Raw genomic sequence first — 19,424 nt, forward strand, 5'->3', positions numbered from 1 at the left:
CTATTCGGATGTGAGAACAATGTAGGGGCTGAAGCCCTGTAATTACACCGAAGGTAAATTCATGAATCAGATGTCAAGGCTTCTGCCTGAGGAACTCTGGAATGAGCGTTTGTTCAACGGTGCATGGGTGCGTCCCCCGGTGGATGTCTGTGAAGTAGTAGAGCCGGCAACGGGTGCAGTTCTGGGGAGTATCAGCATGGCTGATCCTATCACTGTTGCGGAGTCCGCTAAGTCGGCACGAATCGCTCAACCCGCATGGTACGCAACGTCCTATGAGGAGCGTGCGATGATCATGCGTAAAGCAGCGGAGCTTGGTGAGCTGCACTTTGGAGAGATCGTTGATTGGATTGTCAGGGAAAGTGGGTCTACTAAGATCAAGGCGGCTTTCGAGGCTCGCGTTTCAATCAAGGCTCTTCATGAAAGCGCTAGTCTGCCAAGTCGTAGCCAGGGCGAAGTGCTGCCTTCTCAGACTGGACGTTTGAGTCTGGCCAGACGTCGCCCATTGGGCGTGGTGGGCGTGATCTCTCCGTTCAATTTTCCACTCTATCTAGCAATGCGAGCAGTGGCACCGGCACTGGCGGTCGGCAATAGCGTGGTGCTCAAGCCTGACCCACGGACTGCTGTATGTGGTGGTCTCATTATTGCCCGATTATTTGAATTGGCTGGGTTGCCTAAAGGCGTGTTGCACGTACTTCCAGGTGGCGGAGATGCGGGGGCAGCGCTGGTTGCCACGCCCGACGTAGCTATGATCCAGTTTACGGGATCAACAGCAGCGGGTCGTAAGGTTGGTGAAGCAGCTGGTCGCTGTCTTAAGAAGGTTTCTCTGGAGTTGGGAGGCAAAAATTCACTGATCGTTTTAGAAGATGCTGATCTGGATATTGCCGTTGCAAATGCGGCCTGGGGTGTCTACCTCCATCAAGGGCAAGTTTGCATGGCGACCGGCCGGATCCTGGTACAGCGTCGTATTTATGATGCGTTCTTAGAGCGACTGGTTGCGAAGGCAAAATCATTAATCGTGGGAAATCCGACCTTGGACTCGGTTGCATTGGGGCCGCTAATCAATGAGCAGCAGCGCGATCATGTCTATCGAATCGTCCAGATGGCTAAAGATGCAGGTGCAACTATTGAGGTAGGCGGCACGTACGAAAAGCTATTTTTCCAGCCAACTGTGCTCAGTGGTGTTGGTCCAGACAATCCTGCTTTCCAAGAGGAGATATTCGGTCCTGTGGCCGTTGTTGTCCCGTTCGATTCTGATGACGAGGCAATTCGTCTTGCAAATGACACGAATTACGGGCTTTCCGCCGGCATCATTTCCAGAAATGTCGGACGGGCGCTGGAGCTGGGTGAAAAACTCAAAACTGGCATCCTCCACATCAATGACCAGACCATTAATGACGATGTAGTAAACCCATTTGGCGGGGTAGGGGCGTCAGGAAATGGAGTCAGTATTGGGGGGGCGGCGAATTGGGAGGAGTTTACTCAGTGGCAGTGGCTGACCATCAAAAATGAGGCCACGACCTACCCTATCTAGATGACCGATTATAATTGGTAGAATTGCTCCTTGGCCCACTGGCCGCATGGCACTGGCTACCGGTGCCATTTTTATGCAGGGCGGCGGCAAAAACTGAGTGCAACACCTGACCTTTCCGGTACGGTGCTGCCCCTATGTCATATACCGAACTCAGCGTTGAAGAACGCGCCACCATCCAAATCGGCCACGCCCAGGGCTTCAGCCTGCGCAGGATTGCTCGCCTGATCAATAGGTCTCCTTCGACCATCAGTCGAGAGCTGCGCCGCAATCGAGATGTCTGTGGCAGCTACTCGGCCCGCGCGGCCCAGGAGCAGATGAAGGCCCGCCGCCAAGTCTGTCGACCGAGCCGAAAGCTGCTGCCGGGGAGCGAGCGCTTCGAACTGGTGGTTCATATGCTGCGTGAGCGTTTGTCTCCCGAACAGATTGCCGGCAAGCTGCGCCACATGAACATACCTAGCCTCAGAGATGCCTACGTCTGTCGCGAGACGATCTACAACGCGATCTATGCCCTGCCAGTGGGTGAGCTGCGTAAGGCTGATCATCTGTCTGCGCCAAGGCAAGACGACGCGCCGGCCGCGCTCTGGTGGCGTGGATCGGCGCGGCCAGATCCCCGAGATGGTCAGTATTCATGTGCGCCCGCCGGAGATTGAAGACAGGCTGATGCCGGGGCATTGGGAAGGCGACCTCATCAAGGGTAAGGCCAACGCCTCGTCCGTCGGTACGCTGGTGGAACGCACCAGTGGGTACCTGATGTTGGTGAAGATGAACGACGCGACGGCGACTTCGGCGCTGGAAGGCTTCAGCGCCGCGCTCAATAGCATGCCGCTGGAGATGCGCAAGAGCATGACTTACGACCAGGGCCGGGAGATGGCGCGACACGCCGAGATCACCCAAAGAACCGGCGTGGCGATCTACTTCTGCGACCCGCACAGCCCCTGGCAGCGCGGCAGCAACGAAAACATCAACGGCCTGATTCGCCAGTACTTGCCCAAGGGCACAGACCTGTCGGTACATAGCCAGGAGGAGCTGGACGCCATTGCGCTGCAACTGAACATGCGACCGCGTAAGCGCTTCGACTTCAAATGCCCAATCGAAGTTATGGACGAGGTGATGCAGAAGGCCATGGCTATGCGGCATGATGCTCCAGTTTCAATTCAATGACCGTGTTGCACTCAGCTCCTGCAACCGCCGAGCTTATTACTATAAGCTACAGCAGAGCTAACCTTCTCAACCACAAAATAGAATTCATCATCAAGTACAAAGAAGTTCAGGGTTAGTGATAATTCTGCACCCGAACTGGATATAAATGTTATATTTGAAATGTGCGGCGTAGGTGCGGGCCCAGCAATCGCAATTAAAAGAACCTCCCATTCTAGCTTGTCTCGATGATGAATATTATCGACAGCCATACTCCCGCACGTATCCCTGCCCATTAGCAACTGCCAATCCTTGTTATGCCTAACAATACATCCGGAGCGGTTGATGACAAATTTAGCGTTTGAAATAGAAATCCAGACGTCATCACTTCCCGAGGCAAAGCCAGAAACACTTGCACCGCTGATCGCCTCCCCCTACATTCAGTGCGGTCATACTGCTAATACTGAGCGGCCTAGAGCGGACATTGAATTTTCTTAGCAGGTTTTGGACATGGCTCTTTATCGTGCTTTCACTAACATCAAATGCTCTAGCAATATTTTTATTGTTAAACCCCTTTGATATCAAATCAAAGTTTGTATTTCACGTTCTGTCAACGCTTGAAAACAACGCAGTAAAGGCTGAGACGAGCCAGTGTTCGTATTCATTCCGAAGCAATTATCAGCAGAGACGATATCAGCGTGCCCAGTAGCCATAAAAAATCTCTTTCAAATAAACAATGCAACAAAATGACACCAATGTAAATACCAAGCAAAATTGATGCCAGCCGAAAGGCCTCTTGCATCAGGCCGCTGCAAGTAAAGGACGATCGGTATTGTTACTAATTGTAACGCCGTCTCGAAGGCGCGCCAGTCTCCCTCTAAAGGACTAGTACCCATGGATACTTGGCAAGATGTCTAAGGGATCGCAAGATCAAGGATGAAATCCACCCCCAAATGTTTGGGATCAGTGTAACAAAAAATTCTATTTGAACGATTCATAAAAACCGATATTTAAAATAAGAGAAAACAAAATGGCGCAGCTAAAAGATTTGATAGGAATGTAAACTCTCTTTCCGAAATTCTGGTGGCGATAGAGGAAGATGGTGGATGCATAGTTGAGAATTTTATTTCAACTGATTTAACGCGCCGAGTAAGCGAAGAACTTACCCAAGACGCGATGGGTATCATGCCCGGTGCAAAGTATGCTGATCCAGATTTGACAGTGTTTTGGGGGCATAATACTAAACGATTCACTCGACTACTCAGTCGCTCTCCGTCATTTTCTGAAGTGCTAGAACATGAATTAATGCATGCTTGGGCGAGCAACAGTTTGACTGGCGATTATTGGCTCAACACCGCTCTAGCGATGATCGTTGGTCCAGGGTCTAACAGCCAACTACCATTCGCGATACAGTATCCCTGCCCATTTGCAATTCTGCCAATCTCGGTTATGACCTCCCAATACAATGGTCAGTATGATGACTCGCGCTAACCGACTTCAAAATAGAAACAGGCGCGACTCTCGTTGTTCCTGGAAGTCAGAAACACTTGCAGACTTGATTCGACCGTCAGTAAAAAGATGCTGTTCAAGCAGTCATGCCTGCAGGTTCCGCACTTCTCTAGCGGAAAAACCATTCATGGCGCCGGTGCTGGACATCACTACTGACCAATGGCGTTTTGGGTTGCATCAAATGCTTTGTTTTATTTTTATTGACAAGAAGCTTTGATAGGAAATGAAAGTTTGCCACGGTCTGTGAATTGAAAACAACGCATCATGCCTGAGACGAGCCAGCGCCTTATTCATTCACCTTATCCATAGACGATATCGCGTGGGCATTTGAAGCCATAAAAATCGCATTCGTTCATAAACAATGCAACGCAAAATGACACCAATGTAAATACCTTGAAGAAAGGCTCTGTACCTGCATCAGGCCGCTGCAAGTAAAGGACGATCAGGCCGTTGATGTTTTCGTTGTAACCGCCGCCAGGGCTGTGGCGGGTCGCTAAAGGACTAGTACGCCACGCCGATTCTTTGCAAGATGTCGGCGTGATCGCGCCAAATCCACCCCAAATGGTTTGGGAAGTCAAAATGCTCTATTTGAACGCATCTCCAGCGGCATTTAAAATGAGCGCAAAATGGCGCAGAAAAAGATTTCCAGCGCCGTAAACTCTATTTCCGAAATTCATCTTGGCCATACAGGAAGATGGTGGACCCATATTGCGTTTTTACCAGCGTACCGAACGGACGAGTAAGCGTTGAACTTACCCAAGACGCGAATGGGCATCACCTCCTTCAATGCCAAAACGGCGCATGCTGATCCAGATTTGATCCAGTGTTTTGGCGGGCATAATACTAAACGATTCACTGACCAGCTCTCGCAGCTCACCCACTGGCTGGGCAGATCGCGACGTGGCATCTCTGAAGTGCTAGAACATGAATTAATGCATGCTTGGGCGAGCAACAGTTTGACTGGCGATGGCGCAGCTTGCTCGGCGATGATCGTTGGGCATTTGAGACAAAGGCTCACGCCATATGATCGCGATCGCAGTGATTTGCTCCTATTCTCGCCAATCTCGGTCCTGACTCCCGCCCAATGGCCAGTATCATGCTCGCGCTAACCGCGGGCCAGGCGCGCCACAGTTGTTCCTGGAAGCAGCGCAGCTCGCCACGCCGGGTCGAAAAAGATGCTGTTGATCAAGCGCGTCATGCCTGCAGGTTCCGCACTTCTCTATACGGGAAAACCATTGAGCGGCGGCGCTGAAGCTTCAACGCTGATCACTACTGACCAATGGCGTTTTGGGTACCACATGGTCCCAGGTTGCGTGACACCAGAAGCTTCAACCATTGGGGTGCCATGGGAAATTGCAAAAAACTATTCTCCGACCGTCCAGCGCCTGCTTGGATATGCGTCACCTCGCGATCTCGGCGAAGGCGCATCACCGAAGAATTGGATGGTAGATTTTGAAGATGTACGTGCACATCTGGGCGTTAAGTACGAACGACCTTCAAAAAAATCCCTACAAAACCTGAACGATGCAGATGTGAAAGTTTAGACCTCTGGCTTGGTGGCACACGCATATTTTACTTCAGCGCCGCGCACATTATGTTTGAGCATGATGTCGGCGCGTTTTTTCACTTAAATCCGGGATTGGGGTTTTGGGTTTAAAAGCCAATTTTAACTGGTTCAGGTAACTCTTATCTCAAAAAAATAATGACAGGCATCAATCATGCAAAATTCGTCCTGCGTTTTATTGACTATTGCTATTAATAGCTTTATTACACCATGCGCGCTTGCATATTCGTTGCACGAGGATAATAAATGGACGCTAAATGCCGGCGCAGAGCTGTCCATGGGAGTATTTCACAGCAATAAAAGTTATGCCCTCAATCAAGTGCCAGAAACGCGGAAAGTTCTTCGTGGCAAGAGGCGGTGTGAAGTTGGGTGGATGGCACGTTAGCCGAGATTGAAGTGGCCAGCTGTACGGATCATTAAACCCCTGACATGCATACGTCTAAGAGTGCCAAAGGCACTGCTGGCTTATCGATCTGGCAGAAAAAAACAAGTCTCGTACCAGTATGGACAAGACGGAGCGAAGACTGCAGCGCAATGTCTCCTGGCAGCATTCCTTCCAATGTTTTAATGAGGGGCCGATTATGGAGTCGCCAAGTGTCAATGCTGGTGCATTACGAAAAAATGCAGTCGGTATGTGGAGTATCGTTTTCTTTGTACTAGCTACCAACGGACCGCTAACGGGGCTGATTGGAGCCGTTCCAACTGCCATTCAGATGGGGAACGGTATAGGAATACCTGGCACCTTTCTGGTGGTGGGCCTGGCCTACCTGCTTTTCGCGGTCGGTTTTGTCGCGATGGGGCGTCACATTCGAAATGCCGGAGCATTTTATGCCTACGTTTCGACGGGGCTAGGGCGACCGTTAGGGACCGCCTCAGCATTTTTGGCCATAGTGGCGTATGCCGGAATGCAGGTCGCTTGTTATGCATTGATAGGTTTCTTTAGTGCCGAATCGTTAACTCATTTAGGGCTGCCAGTACCATGGTGGGCGGTGTCTATCGTGATCGCAGTGCTGGTACAGTTTTTTGGCACTCGGAATGTAGAGTTTAATGGCAGGTTTTTAGGAATCCTGATGCTCGCGGAGATGGCAGTGATAGTCGTCTTCGACGCAGCAGTTGTTTATCACGGAGGAGGGCCATCCGGTTATAGCGTTGCGTCATTCGAGCCAAGTAATGTGTTCGTGCCCGGGTTTGGAGCTGCGCTGGTTTTTGTCGGAGCTGCGTTCATGGGTTTTGAAACTACGGCTATCTATGCTGAGGAAGCTCGAAATCCTGCTCGAACGTTGCCGAGAGCGACCTATGTGGCTTTGCTGATTATCATGGGATTTTTCGCTGTCTCTTCCTGGCTTCTCGTAGTAGCTGTGGGGCCTGACCAGATAGTTGCAGGCGTGACTCAGGATGCGGGTGGGATCTGGTTTGCGCTGGCGACCAAGTTGGTAGGGCCAGGCTTGGCTGATGCAATGAACATCCTGCTAATTACCAGTTTGTTCGCGGTACTGCTGAGCTTTCATAATTCCTTGTCAAGATATCTGTTTGCAATGGGGCGCGAAGGTATTCTATGGCACCGGTTTGCACGCACCCATCAAGCTCATCAGACGCCTTACGTAGCGAGCGCTTGCCAGACGCTCTTCTGTGTTGTGGTTCTTGTCGTGTTTGGTGCCCTTCATGTAGATCCGATGACCCAGGTGCTACCCATTTCAAGTGCGCCTGCAACAATCGGGATTGTCTCGGTACAATTGTTAACCTCAATGGCGGTTATTCGCTTTTTCCATCGTGAGAGCCATGGCACTAATCTTTGGCAGCGCCTGCTGGCTCCGGCAGCGAGCGCGATAGCTTTGGCGTGCGGGTTGATAGTAATAGTTACTAACATGCCTCTTTTAACGGGTGGGGAGTCAGTTTTTAACGAGGCAATCCCATTGGGAATGCTAGCCGTGGGAGTGGTCGGATTGCTCACTGCATGGTGGTTCAAATTGGCACGTCCAGAGCTGTATCGCAACCTGTCAAGAATCCTTCATGAGGTCTGACGATTTGCGTTGAAAAAGCTCAGACCCGAAGCCGCAATCCAGAAATGGTCGCGGCTTTTTTATGGAGTTGTCACGATTTTTGCTTGGAAATAGGTGGGCGGGCGGTAGTTGATTTTCTACTAAATAACATGTTAACTATCGCTATAAATCCAAGAAAAGCCGGCATGACAGCCGCTAAGAGAGCCAATCATGAGCCAAGATGGGCTGCAGTCCGAAGCAGTGCGCTGGGATAAAGCAATTCGAAGCGCATGCGGCTCCTTTACTACCTACCCTCGAAGTGAGCACTCCTTGTTTATAGGGGAGATGATCCAGCGTGATCTTGGCGGCGTTGGCTTTGCTGAGCTTCGCACGAATGCTGGAAGAATTGCCAAATTTCGGCAAAGCGTCGACAACGCCGATGATCAATATTGCTTCCTGGTTGTGCAACGCAAAGGTTTTTGCCAGCTACATCTGGATGGGCAGTCAGTGGAGCTGGCACCTGGCGAGATGGCGATAATGGATCAGGCAGGTGAGTGTAGCGTCGAGCCGCAAGGTCTTATTGAGCAAGTGTCAATTTCTGTTTCGCGTGATCGAGTACGGTCTCTCAAAATCCATGGGGCACTGTCCGGTAAATTACAAACTAATTGTCCTAGTGGGCGGTTATTACGTGGCGGTTGCAGGAGCTGAGTGCAACACGGTCATTGAATTGAAACTGGAGCATCATGCCGCATAGCCATGGCCTTCTGCATCACCTCGTCCATAACTTCGATTGGGCATTTGAAGTCGAAGCGCTTACGCGGTCGCATGTTCAGTTGCAGCGCAATGGCGTCCAGCTCCTCCTGGCTATGTACCGACAGGTCTGTGCCCTTGGGCAAGTACTGGCGAATCAGGCCGTTGATGTTTTCGTTGCTGCCGCGCTGCCAGGGGCTGTGCGGGTCGCAGAAGTAGATCGCCACGCCGGTTCTTTGGGTGATCTCGGCGTGTCGCGCCATCTCCCGGCCCTGGTCGTAAGTCATGCTCTTGCGCATCTCCAGCGGCATGCTATTGAGCGCGGCGCTGAAGCCTTCCAGCGCCGAAGTCGCCGTCGCGTCGTTCATCTTCACCAACATCAGGTACCCACTGGTGCGTTCCACCAGCGTACCGACGGACGAGGCGTTGGCCTTACCCTTGATGAGGTCGCCTTCCCAATGCCCCGGCATCAGCCTGTCTTCAATCTCCGGCGGGCGCACATGAATACTGACCATCTCGGGGATCTGGCCGCGCCGATCCACGCCACCAGAGCGCGGCCGGCGCGTCGTCTTGCCTTGGCGCAGACAGATGATCAGCTCCTTACGCAGCTCACCCACTGGCAGGGCATAGATCGCGTTGTAGATCGTCTCGCGACAGACGTAGGCATCTCTGAGGCTAGGTATGTTCATGTGGCGCAGCTTGCCGGCAATCTGTTCGGGAGACAAACGCTCACGCAGCATATGAACCACCAGTTCGAAGCGCTCGCTCCCCGGCAGCAGCTTTCGGCTCGGTCGACAGACTTGGCGGCGGGCCTTCATCTGCTCCTGGGCCGCGCGGGCCGAGTAGCTGCCACAGACATCTCGATTGCGGCGCAGCTCTCGACTGATGGTCGAAGGAGACCTATTGATCAGGCGAGCAATCCTGCGCAGGCTGAAGCCCTGGGCGTGGCCGATTTGGATGGTGGCGCGTTCTTCAACGCTGAGTTCGGTATATGACATAGGGGCAGCACCGTACCGGAAAGGTCAGGTGTTGCACTCAGTTTTTGCCGCCGCCCGTTCACTCGTCAATCAGATTATATTTGATCACGATAGATATTTCACAAGTGATGATGGGGTAGGAATGCAGGATGCTTTAGTTGCGTTGATCCAGCCTACATTAGTGGAGCGGCCAAATGGTAACGGCCTTGAGGAGATTTTTCAAACCAATGATTTTCGGCGCCAAATTGAACGAATGGTATGCGATCACTTGCATCGGCTCGATTTAAGCCCAGAATGGATGGCTAATAAGTTAGGAATATCGATCAGACATTTATACCGCTCTTTTGAAAATACTGGAGACAGTGTTTGTCGTTTTATTCAGAGAGAGCGGCTGCAACGATGTGCCCGAGATTTAGCTAATCCTTGTCTGCGCCATGAAAGTATTACGGAAATTGCATACCGATGGGGGTTTTCGGACTCGGCGCATTTCAGCAAAATATTCAAGAAACAGTATTTGAGATCTCCCAGAGATTATCGAGGCGACGTCTTGGTTTTTGGGTGATCATCAAGTGGCGGCTTCCTGTTTTAGGGAAGGCTATACTGAGTCGCTGCTTACTTTGAAAAAGCACACTTTAAAGTTTATGTAGGCTTTTTAGTCAGCGCTTAAGTTTTTAGTTGATCGCAATTTTGAAGATTTTATATTGACAGAACAAAGCTAAAAACTTCGTTTTTGGTTTTTTAAATTGGTTACTGCTTTATGAAATTAAATTGTGGGGCACTTAAGGGGCAAGCTGGCGGTACGACCACTTGAGAGCGCTCTTCTTTAGTATCTTTCAGTCTTGATCTCATGCTGCACAATTTCAAAATGAGCAGCGTCAGATCAAAAGTTTCTGATGATAAAGGTTACGAGTAGGTGGTTTTTCGCATGCGAAACTCTCTCGGTGACATGCCGAATCTGGCCTTGAAGGAGCGGGAAAAATGGCTCACGTCACTAAAACCCCAATTGTAAGCAACACTGGAAACCTTTTCGTGGGCACCTTCGTTCTTGAGATCGTCTGCACACTGTTCGAGTCTTCTTTCCAGAATGTAGCGACCGATTGTGGTGTCGCAGCTTGCGAATAAACGATGAAGATTGCGAACTGACGTCCCGACCTGATCAGCAATCATTGAAGGAGAAAGTGCGTTATTAATTAACTCTTTCTCGATGCACACTTTAGCTTTCTGAAGCATCAATGACTGAGTCTGTTGCTGATACATGTGTGTGAGCGGTGGGCTTTCCCTCACGCTAGGCTTCATAAGGGTTAGCAGGGCGTCAAGCATCGCTTCCGACTCCTCCGTCTCTGCCTCTCCCACGTCGAAAAGTTGTTGAGCAAGCATTCCAATGAGTGATCCCAGCCTGGAATTTGCCTCAATACGGTGATTGAGCAATATTTCGCGATTTCGGAATCGCGACTCGATATAGCGACGGGGAATGATCAGTGACAGTTGGTCCGAGAGACCTGTGAAATAGAAGTCGCACGGTTTGTTAACGTCCAGGAGTACGAGGTCATTCTGTTTCAGAAGCGTCTGGCCATCATTCTGGCACATTACTCCAGAACCATTCATTTGCATCACCAGATAATAGAAATCCCGATCGTCGCGGCGGATATCACTCTGGTGTCGGTGAATGTGATGACAGTTACTGATGATTCTTGAGCCAGGGCAAAGTGCGTTAACGCTAGGGGACGAGATGATGCTGCCTACAAATGTAGCCGAGCCCTGCTCTAATGGTGGTTCAGCTCGAAAGGTTCCGCAGCTTGTGGACAGGTATTGGTTCCACTCTTCAAAGCCCTGCTCGCCAGTATGCATTACGTTGTTCATTTCGACCTCTTTCCAGCACGAACACTCAAATTGAATAGACCTTGGACGGTATTACGCGTCTTTTTCTAGTGACCCAGTGCGCTGCTCGGAAGCGATTTTGCGTGGATCGGGTTGCACATAAGCTATCTAAGCAAAAAACAGGCCCAATATTTGTTAATTGAAGTTAATTTATTTTTCTTTAGTTTCAATGAGTTACGTATTGGATTGAGTCAATCGGATTTCTTCAACCTGATGCTGCCGAAGAAAGGCCAGAAAAGTGGCCGAAAATTCCCACATGGCGAGAGCGCCTGGTTCGTTTGGTAACATGTTAACTATCTAGGCTGCGTCGTCCGTAGTGGATTTCTATGCTGGCTCACCCCACATGGCAGTCTCGGTCAACTAATTGACTCTGTAGCTCATGGCGCATTGGTCAAACCGGGGTTTTAATAAGGGTGTCTCTTGAATTTCTATGGGGCGCTCTATTGGATGCTGCCGATTCGATCAGACGGCCGCAGGCCTTGAATAGGGTACGGCCCTGGTGCCGTCGGCTCCGGTCAGAGGGTGGTTTGCGTTTCGTTATATCGCATAGCACCCTCCCTGTAGGCATTGAAACAAGAGACCGATTTGGTGTCATCGACGAATAAGAACAAAGACTTGATTCCGTCCCGACGCCTAATTGATGATTTGATCAACGTATTGTTGTGAGGAAATATCATGCTCTCTGTAGAAACGCCAACTACTTACTATACGGCTACTCGTAAGTACGATCTGAAATTTCCCGACCTTGAACAGGACATCGAGGCTGATGTAGTTGTGATCGGTGGCGGGTTCTCCGGTGTCAATACTGCACTTGAACTGGCGGAGCGAGGCGTCAAGAACGTCGTTGTCCTGGAAGCACGATACTTAGGGTTCGGAGGGTCGGGACGAAATGGCGGACATGTCATGGCAGGGATAGGTCATGACCTGGAAAAAATCCGTAAAGATGTCGGCGAAGATGGTCTTCGTGCCATTTTCGAGATCAGCGACCAAGGTGCCGCAATTATCAAAAGCCGTATAAATAAATACGGTATCGATGCGGATTTTCGTCATGGCTATGGTTACCTTGGTTTTAATAAGCGCCAAGGCAAACTGCTGCAAGCTTGGGAAAAAGAATATAAAGAACTAAGTCCAGATTGCGAAATTGCTTATCTGGAGGGCGCCGATGTCAGGAAAATCATTGGTTCGGACGCCTACAGCTGCGCGTTGATGCATATGGGCAATGGTCATATTCACTCTTTGAACTTGTTGCTGGGCGAGGCTGAGGCGCTTGTTAGTCACGGTGGCCGCGTATTTGAAAATACTCCGGTTTTGGAAGTGACCTACGGTGATACCATCAAGGTCCGTACGGCTAAGGGCTCGGTGCGAGCAAAGAAAATCCTTTGGTCCTGCGGCGCTTTCCTTGATCGTCTTGAGCCAGAGCTGCATAAGACCATGATCAGTACATATGCCTTTCAACTGGTTACCGAACCTCTTTCCGATGCATTGATCGAGCAAATCAGTCCGATTCGCGGTGCATTCAGTGATATCCGACCGGTGATCGACTACTTTCGGGTCACTAATGAAAATCGGCTGCTTTTCGGTGCCGCGACATACCTCGTCGATTACATCCCTAACAACTTGAAGGAATGGAATCGGAAGTTGATGTTGAATATTTTTCCCTACTTGAAAGACGTGAAAATCGATCTCGCATGGGGGGGGCCGATGGAGTGTTCGGCAAACCTTTTTCCGCAAATCGGCACGCTGCCTGGACGACCGAATGCATTCTACGTGCAGGGCTATTCAGGCTTTGGCGTCACGCCAAGCCACGTAGTAAGTCGGGTGCTTGCTGAGGGGATCATGGGTGGTTCGAAGCATTACGACGTCATGAGCTCAATTCCTCGTACCCAAATTTATGGAAAGGAACAATTTCGTTCATTGATTTGTACCTTCGGCAAGGTCACCCATCAACTCGGCGGTTATTTTAACGGACGTCGTTGATACCTGATTTCTAATCTTAAAAGAAGAGGTTTTTTACAATGCAACAGTCGGATGAATTGAACGTTGCTCTCAGAGAGCGTCTGGATGTCCTTGAGGCGCTCTGGAAAGAACAGGATGCTTCAGGAATCGTGAAGGAACTTTACACCAATGACACCGAAATCACTGGAGCGGGCACCCCTGAGCTCTACTCAGGAAGCGCCGCTTTAGCCGAGCTCGTTGCCGGCATGTTAGTTGACACTCGTTCGGCCAGTATACGTATCGATCGACTGCGTGCACTGGTGCCCACTGTCGCTTACACATGGGTGACTTGGAGCGTTCAGCCAAAGGATGGTGAAACTTTCAACATGAAGAGCCTCTTCGTTTGGAAGCTTGAATCTCAAGGTTGGAGAATCGCAGCGGACATGTACTCGGAAGGAGTCATTCCTGGCTGAGTTACTTGAGAGGGCTTTTATAGCCCTCTCTCATTCTTGTCAGCTTTTGTGCATTGACACTCCGCACAATAAAATGAGTCCGCTCGTGAAGCAATTGGGAACACATGGATTCGATCAATCATTTTTAGGTTTGTGAATGAGTCGTTCCGATAGCGTAGTGCATAGTTTCCAGTGTCCTCCAGAAGCACTTCGAAGGTAGTGATGCTCCAGGGACAAGGCACTATTTTCGACCGTACCGCCAGGACACAAGTAGCCGACTGCCTCAACGGTTTCTTGGCAGACAATGCGCATTCTAAGAGCAACCTGGAATCGTGTCGGAGTTGACGCTGCTCATTCATTATTCTAACGGGATATTGATCGCAAGCCGCTACCGGTCGGTTTAGCAGCGTTCCTTCACGTTTAGCGAAATGAACTTGATTAACGAAGGGTCAGGTTTGTGTTTGACCGTAATCGAGCGTCACGTGCAATCCCTCAACTAAATTTCATCGATTCCGCAAGACGCGCGGTGCTTGTTTCGGACGGATGCTACACGTTCTGTACGAAAACACTTGGGTAATTATCGAGGATGCACGAGTTCAAGCTAGACATTGCCAAGCCGAACTGGTTTTTGCTGTTACTTTGAAGTAGCAGTAGGTCAAATGCGATTACCCTTGCTATTTTCACACGATATATCAGTGTCGCTTTTTCGGCCCACCCTTGCACAAGAGAATCGTGTGCAAACAACGAAATGAGTGTACCGTTATGTACTTTGATACAGTCCGCATCCGTTCCATAGTCCTGATCGCAGTCCTCGGATTGCTCACTGCTATCGACGCCATTGCGATTGATATGTATCTGCCAGCTATGCCCTCGATCCAGATGCACTTTGGAACTACTGCGGGGCGTGTTCAGGCGAGTCTTACCATTTTTCTGATAGGGCTCGCTATAGGCCAAGCATGCGTCGGTCCTATGGCTGATCGTTATGGAAGGCGATGGCCGTTGATGCTCGGTATGGCACTTTTTGTCGCAGGTACATTGCTCATCCTTACGGCACCCTTTATCGAAGTCTTGCTAATCGGTCGATTTTTACAAGCTGTTGGCGCTGCGGCAGGGCTGGTGGTGCCTCGCGCTATCGTTGCGGATCGATACTCTAGTGACTCCGCGGCGCAGATCTACGCAATACTTATGCATATAATGAGTGTGGCCCCGATTTTTGCTCCCTTGGCAGGTTCAGCGTTGCTTACGCATTGGGACTGGAGAAGTGTGTTTTGGGTACTTTTGGTGTTCGGACTTATATGTCTGGTTTGTGTGTTCTTTTTTGTGCCCGAAACACTGGTGCCTGAGGGCCGGTCAACGGGAGTAATGAGCAAAACCATTCGCGACTACTGCAGCTTGCTGCGTTGTCGAAAATACATGAACTTCACAATGGCGAGTGCGTTCGTTACTGCCGGGTTGTTTTCCTATATAGGGAGCGCTCCTTTCGTTTTTATTGAGTCATTCCACGTCAGCCCCGAGGAATTCAGCTGGTTTCTCGCTTTGAACGGTTTAGGGATGCTTCTCACGGGTATGATAAATTTTTTTCTTTTGCGCAAATACTCTGCTTTAACAGTGTTACATCGTACGCTTCATGTTCACTTCGCATTGACAGCAATCTTATTGGCTATATGCCTCACGTCGGAGAAATTCCTTTTAATCGTTGTTCCATTGTGTGGGGCAATTTGGAGTCTAGGTTTGGTCTGGGGCAACGTGATTGCGCTGGCGATGGAGCACGGCGAGGGGCGTCACGGTGCGGCTTCTGCATTATTCGGTGTTTTGCAATATGCCGTCGGTGGCTTGGCTGGGGTTTTATTAGGGCTGCTGTCGAGCCATGAGCCTTGGATAATGGCAATGTTCCTCACAGTTTGTGCTGCGGCTGCCTGCTTGGCAGTGCACGGTGCTCGCCGGAAATCGCGGGAGCGATCTTCTGACTGCCCGCAAGCTGACTAATGGAGGGTCAACGCGTACTCCTACTGACGACTACCGTGTCCCAAGTGCCATAACGTAACGTTTGCCATTCACGAATGGTTGGCGCCCTATTGTGTGGGTTACTAATCGGAAATGGATTGATATCAGTTTTGAGCATTGTTCACAGGCCTACTTATCGTTCACTGCGGATTCAGTGAGACTGTTTTGATGGTATTGCCGGCTCAGAAACCGGTATGTGCGTTGTAGAGTCATATTCGACTTAAAAGGATCGAGATCACTTGTATCTTTTTTATTAGCTTGATGCAGCTGATCGATCTTGAGCGGTATACGAATCACGATCTGGAAAGCTAAACCAACCAGAGATTGTGTCTACCTGGGTAGAATTGCGATGTTAATTGAGCCGATGCTGCCAACCATTGACGTCCTAACACAGCGGTTGTGATTTAGAGTCCATCTCGCGAATTACGATTGATGCTAACGGGCCTCTCATCTGCCTTGTGTAACAGGTACGCCTGGAATAGGGATATTGGTTCTAGAAATGCACCATTTCGTTTCATTTCGTCAGACGGGCTGCTGCGAGCTTCCGCACGTTAACATTGCGTTACCGCCGTTCAGTAGCAAGTTTAGGGGCTAACGATACCTCCTTGGAGGTAGAGGAGATGTAGATGGCAGGCTGATTGCTTTCTTGGTGAGAAAAAATATTTCCCAATGGGAAGTGCCGCCAATCTCGCTGAGTCGACTTGTCAGACGTCGTCGACGTCGAAAGTAATCAATATAAGGAGTCCATCTATGCTCGATATTTCTGCATTCCGACGATCCAAAGTGCTGACCTTGATCTTGTTTGCCTCGTCCTCCGGTGCAGTACGAGCTTCGGAGGATGCACCGATGCTTAATAGCGGCGACACAGCTTTCGTTGTGACATGTTCATTAGTCGTTTTGCTGATGACCTTGCCAGGTTTGGCGCTTTTTTATGGCGGTTTGTCGCGTAGCAAGAATGTTCTCTCCGTTTTGATGCAGGTTTTTTCTGTCGCGTCATTGATGTCCGTGCTGTTCGCAATCTATGGCTATAGCCTGACGTTTACTTCCGGTGGGGAATGGCAGGCCTGGATCGGTGGATTCGACAAGCTGTTTCTGACGGGCGTTGGCCCGCAATCCCTGCAGGGCACTATCCCTGAACTGCTGTACTTTCTTTTTATGATGCTATTTGCCGCAATCACGCCGGCGATTATCGTCGGAGGAAGCGCAGAGCGAATGAAATTTTCAGCGGTATTAGTCTTCATGGCCATCTGGCTCACCATCAATTACATCCCCATGGCTCATATGGCATGGGGGGGAGGATGGGTTTTCGATCTTGGCGTTCAGGATTTCGCAGGCGGCAATGTGGTCCACGTCAATGTAGGGATTGCCTCCCTCGTGGGTGCCTACCTGCTCGGCCGACGCCGTGGTTTTGGAACTTCCGCTTTAGCACCGCACAACATGACTATGACCATGACGGGCGGCTCAATGCTATGGGTTGGCTGGTTGGGTTTCTGCGGAGGTTGCGCGCTGATGGCGAACGGTTTTGCGGTCTTGGTCATCGTCAATACCATGCTCGCCAGCGCCGCTGGAGCGCTAGGCTGGCTGTTTGCAGAGTGGCGGCATCGCGGCAAGCCGAGCATGCTAGGCGGAGTTTCCGGGGCCATCGCAGGGTTAGTGGCCGTCACACCAGCATGCGGTTTTGTCGGCCCGATGGGTGCCATTATGCTGGGCTTTATCGTCGCTCCGATTTGCCTGTGGGCCGTGGAGAAATTAAAGCCTCGCCTAGGACTGGATGATGCATTTGATGTTTTCGGCGTACACGGGGTCGGTGGAATCATTGGGGGGGTATTAACGCCTATATTTGCCCTAACCTCATTGGGCGGGCTAGGGTTCACAGGGGGGCGCAATTTGGTCGATCAGATGCTGGTCAATGGTGGCGTCCTGTTATTCAGCATCGCCTTTTCCGCTATTACCAGCTGGATCGCGTATAAGCTCGCCAGTCTTGTCTGTAGCGGCCTTAGAGTCGACGAAGAGCAAGAGATTGATGGCCTGGATTTGTCGTCCCATGGAGAAGTGGGTTACAAGCATTCGAACTGAAACAACGTTGAAAGGGGCTGGTAATTAGGCGCGGTTTTTGTCCCGATGTCGTAGCTGAACAAAACGCCCTCTGCAATCGCAGAGGGCGTTTTGTATTTGGGGCCAGCGTGACGTTTGTTGTTCGTCATCGGGTGGTCTTCGTCATGACAGTACCCATCGACCTTCATTTTTGAGGTGCGCCCAAGGCAGTTGATATTGCTTGGGTAGCGCTTAACAATTTCTCCAACAGGTGCTCTTGAGTCCCCGGTGTATCCATGACTGCATCCGGACCTGAGAGGTTCGCTGCCGCGATGATGTGACCGGTGTGGTCCTTGATCCCTGCCGCCAACGAGGTTGAGTAGTCAGATCGATGGACCACCCAGCCACGATGACGATCCCCTTCGAGCATGATTTGGAGCTCCGTCAGCGTGCGTGCTGAGGGCGCAGGGTAGTCGTCCAGGCGGACGTTCTGGTACAGCGAGTCTACCTCGGCTTCGTTCAGGCCCGAGAGGAGCACTCGCCCCATCGCTGTGCAATGGCAAGCGATGCGAGTTCCAATGGGGATGTTCACTGATAGTCGCTGCACGGCGAATGCCCGGTAAATGTAAAGACTCTCCGTCTGCTCCCTGATGCTCAGATGGCTAGAAAGCGAAGTGTGATCGCGTAACCGATTCAGGTGGGGCATGGCTACATCGACTAGGTCGCGGCTGGCCAGATAGCTGAAGCCTGCGCTGATAACACTGGCACCCAACTCGTAGTAGGCCCCCGATTTATTCAAGTAGCCCATCTCGGTCAAGGTGAACAGGATTCTGTAGCACGACGAGGGGGTAATCCCCAGTTGCCTGGCAATGTCATTAATTGAAAGGGAGCGGACATTGGCGTCGAACATGCTCAGGATACTCAAGCCGCGCTGAAGGGCGGGTACCATGTAATCTGCGGTTTCTTTATCCATTGATTCCAGCAAGATGCCCATATCGATGTCTCCGAAATGACATCGGCACCCGAAGGTGCCGAAGGTGCCGAACGTGCAGAGCGTAACGTTAATCGTGTTAGTGCATTATCGTACTGAATGAAAGGGCTTTTCCGCCGTACTCTGCCATTGCGTCAAGCACCGCGTCGGCAAAATATTCTTTCGAGGCACGGTCACAGAGGATTTGGAAACAGGGAACGTTATCCAGCCCGACATTGATGATGATCACATTGATACGTGCAGCTGAAGTCTGTACCACATCACCCACTGTGAATGCCTGAGTTCTCAGGTCGACGCCGCACAGCTTGGCCATAATCTCGGCGATGTGAGCGCCGCTAAGCTGCAGCCACGCATGACTGTCATGACGAGGCAGCAGATAGTTGGCTTGATGATCCAACTCCCACCGCGCTTCCTCATCGGCGATGCGTTGTCCACGGTCCTGCAAACTTCCCAGGATTAAATATTCCGTCGCGGAAAGTCTGGCCACGTAGCTGCCATCTGTTTGGACCACCGCTTGATTTGGCCGCTCCGGTAGTTCAAAGCCACGATTTTGAAGATATTCTCTACTTTGCATACCGCGAAAACCTACCCGCGCAAGGTCAGAAAAATCGACCAAACCGCAGTGCTGCAAAACCGCCAGAGGGCTTTTCTCCATAAGATCTTCCGCTCGTAAGTTGTTCATC

14 protein-coding genes and 2 pseudogenes are annotated in these 19,424 nt (G+C 50.7%); 10 read left to right on the forward strand and 6 right to left on the reverse strand.

The genetic code is table 11. The features are described from left to right. The first annotated feature begins 61 nt into the window (after window positions 1-61). Together ATY02_RS12260 and ATY02_RS12265 are read left to right on the forward strand one after the other, a co-directional pair. Window positions 62-1,531, forward strand: coding sequence for a benzaldehyde dehydrogenase (locus ATY02_RS12260; RefSeq protein WP_176720660.1), 1,470 nt, complete (start codon window positions 62-64; stop codon window positions 1,529-1,531). 134 nt (window positions 1,532-1,665) lie between these two features. After that, window positions 1,666-2,692: pseudogene (locus ATY02_RS12265) on the forward strand (IS30-like element ISPsp8 family transposase). A gap of 360 nt (window positions 2,693-3,052) precedes the next feature. Here the strand turns inward: ATY02_RS12265 and ATY02_RS36570 are convergent. Both ATY02_RS36570 and ATY02_RS12275 read right to left on the reverse strand, forming a co-directional pair. Further along, the gene (locus ATY02_RS36570; protein ID WP_164823652.1) at window positions 3,053-3,253 is read right to left on the reverse strand and encodes a response regulator transcription factor; all 201 of its coding nucleotides are present in this window, start codon (window positions 3,251-3,253) and stop codon (window positions 3,053-3,055) included. A 1,223-nt stretch (window positions 3,254-4,476) separates the two neighbouring features. Next, window positions 4,477-4,755, reverse strand: coding sequence for a hypothetical protein (locus ATY02_RS12275; RefSeq protein ID WP_164823653.1), 279 nt, complete (start codon window positions 4,753-4,755; stop codon window positions 4,477-4,479). A 597-nt stretch (window positions 4,756-5,352) separates the two neighbouring features. On the opposite strand from ATY02_RS12275, the gene ATY02_RS12280 reads away from it, so the two are divergent. The 3 genes from ATY02_RS12280 (at window position 5,353) to ATY02_RS12290 (ending at window position 8,428) form a co-directional block, all read left to right on the forward strand. Next, window positions 5,353-5,721, forward strand: a complete 369-nt coding sequence (locus tag ATY02_RS12280) for a hypothetical protein (RefSeq protein WP_164823654.1) — start codon at window positions 5,353-5,355, stop codon at window positions 5,719-5,721. Window positions 5,722-6,244: 523 nt separating this feature from the next. Beyond that, the gene (locus tag ATY02_RS12285) at window positions 6,245-7,762 is read left to right on the forward strand and encodes an APC family permease (RefSeq protein WP_206600636.1); all 1,518 of its coding nucleotides are present in this window, start codon (window positions 6,245-6,247) and stop codon (window positions 7,760-7,762) included. Between the two features lie 189 nt (window positions 7,763-7,951). Next, window positions 7,952-8,428 carry a hypothetical protein gene (locus ATY02_RS12290; RefSeq protein WP_084823425.1) on the forward strand — a complete coding sequence of 159 codons (477 nt, stop codon included), beginning with the start codon at window positions 7,952-7,954 and terminating at the stop codon, window positions 8,426-8,428. Between the two features lie 11 nt (window positions 8,429-8,439). Here ATY02_RS12290 and ATY02_RS12295 read toward each other — a convergent pair whose 3' ends face one another. Next, window positions 8,440-9,468, reverse strand: coding sequence for an IS30-like element ISPsp8 family transposase (locus ATY02_RS12295; protein ID WP_058182715.1), 1,029 nt, complete (start codon window positions 9,466-9,468; stop codon window positions 8,440-8,442). A 268-nt stretch (window positions 9,469-9,736) separates the two neighbouring features. On the opposite strand from ATY02_RS12295, the pseudogene ATY02_RS36575 reads away from it, so the two are divergent. Next, window positions 9,737-10,009 (forward strand): annotated as a pseudogene (locus tag ATY02_RS36575) (helix-turn-helix domain-containing protein); the annotation flags it as partial. A gap of 341 nt (window positions 10,010-10,350) precedes the next feature. Here the strand turns inward: ATY02_RS36575 and feaR are convergent. Next, window positions 10,351-11,307, reverse strand: coding sequence for a transcriptional regulator FeaR (feaR, locus tag ATY02_RS12305; RefSeq protein ID WP_083235643.1), 957 nt, complete (start codon window positions 11,305-11,307; stop codon window positions 10,351-10,353). Window positions 11,308-12,000: 693 nt separating this feature from the next. Between feaR and ATY02_RS12310 the strand changes: the two genes are divergently transcribed. From ATY02_RS12310 to ATY02_RS12325, 4 genes are all read left to right on the forward strand, one after another. Continuing rightward, complete coding sequence (locus ATY02_RS12310; RefSeq protein WP_068578942.1) at window positions 12,001-13,302, forward strand: NAD(P)/FAD-dependent oxidoreductase; 1,302 nt, start codon at window positions 12,001-12,003, stop codon at window positions 13,300-13,302. 38 nt (window positions 13,303-13,340) lie between these two features. Further along, complete coding sequence (locus tag ATY02_RS12315) at window positions 13,341-13,733, forward strand: YybH family protein (protein ID WP_068578944.1); 393 nt, start codon at window positions 13,341-13,343, stop codon at window positions 13,731-13,733. A 741-nt stretch (window positions 13,734-14,474) separates the two neighbouring features. Beyond that, the gene (locus ATY02_RS12320) at window positions 14,475-15,698 is read left to right on the forward strand and encodes a multidrug effflux MFS transporter (protein ID WP_068578946.1); all 1,224 of its coding nucleotides are present in this window, start codon (window positions 14,475-14,477) and stop codon (window positions 15,696-15,698) included. Between the two features lie 768 nt (window positions 15,699-16,466). Beyond that, window positions 16,467-17,792, forward strand: coding sequence for an ammonium transporter (locus ATY02_RS12325; RefSeq protein WP_068578947.1), 1,326 nt, complete (start codon window positions 16,467-16,469; stop codon window positions 17,790-17,792). Window positions 17,793-17,955: 163 nt separating this feature from the next. On the opposite strand, the gene ATY02_RS12330 is transcribed toward ATY02_RS12325, so the two are convergent. Together ATY02_RS12330 and ATY02_RS12335 are read right to left on the reverse strand one after the other, a co-directional pair. After that, a complete protein-coding gene (locus ATY02_RS12330; RefSeq protein ID WP_068578948.1) occupies window positions 17,956-18,744 on the reverse strand; it encodes an IclR family transcriptional regulator in 789 nt (262 codons plus the stop codon). 76 nt (window positions 18,745-18,820) lie between these two features. Next, the gene (locus ATY02_RS12335) at window positions 18,821-19,423 is read right to left on the reverse strand and encodes a sarcosine oxidase subunit gamma (protein WP_068578950.1); all 603 of its coding nucleotides are present in this window, start codon (window positions 19,421-19,423) and stop codon (window positions 18,821-18,823) included. Between the last annotated feature and the right edge of the window lies 1 nt (window position 19,424).

Origin of the sequence: Pseudomonas sp. BIOMIG1BAC (genome assembly GCF_001705995.2) — a bacterium.
In the GTDB taxonomy this organism is placed as follows: Bacteria; Pseudomonadota; Gammaproteobacteria; order Pseudomonadales; family Pseudomonadaceae; genus Aquipseudomonas; species Aquipseudomonas sessilinigenes.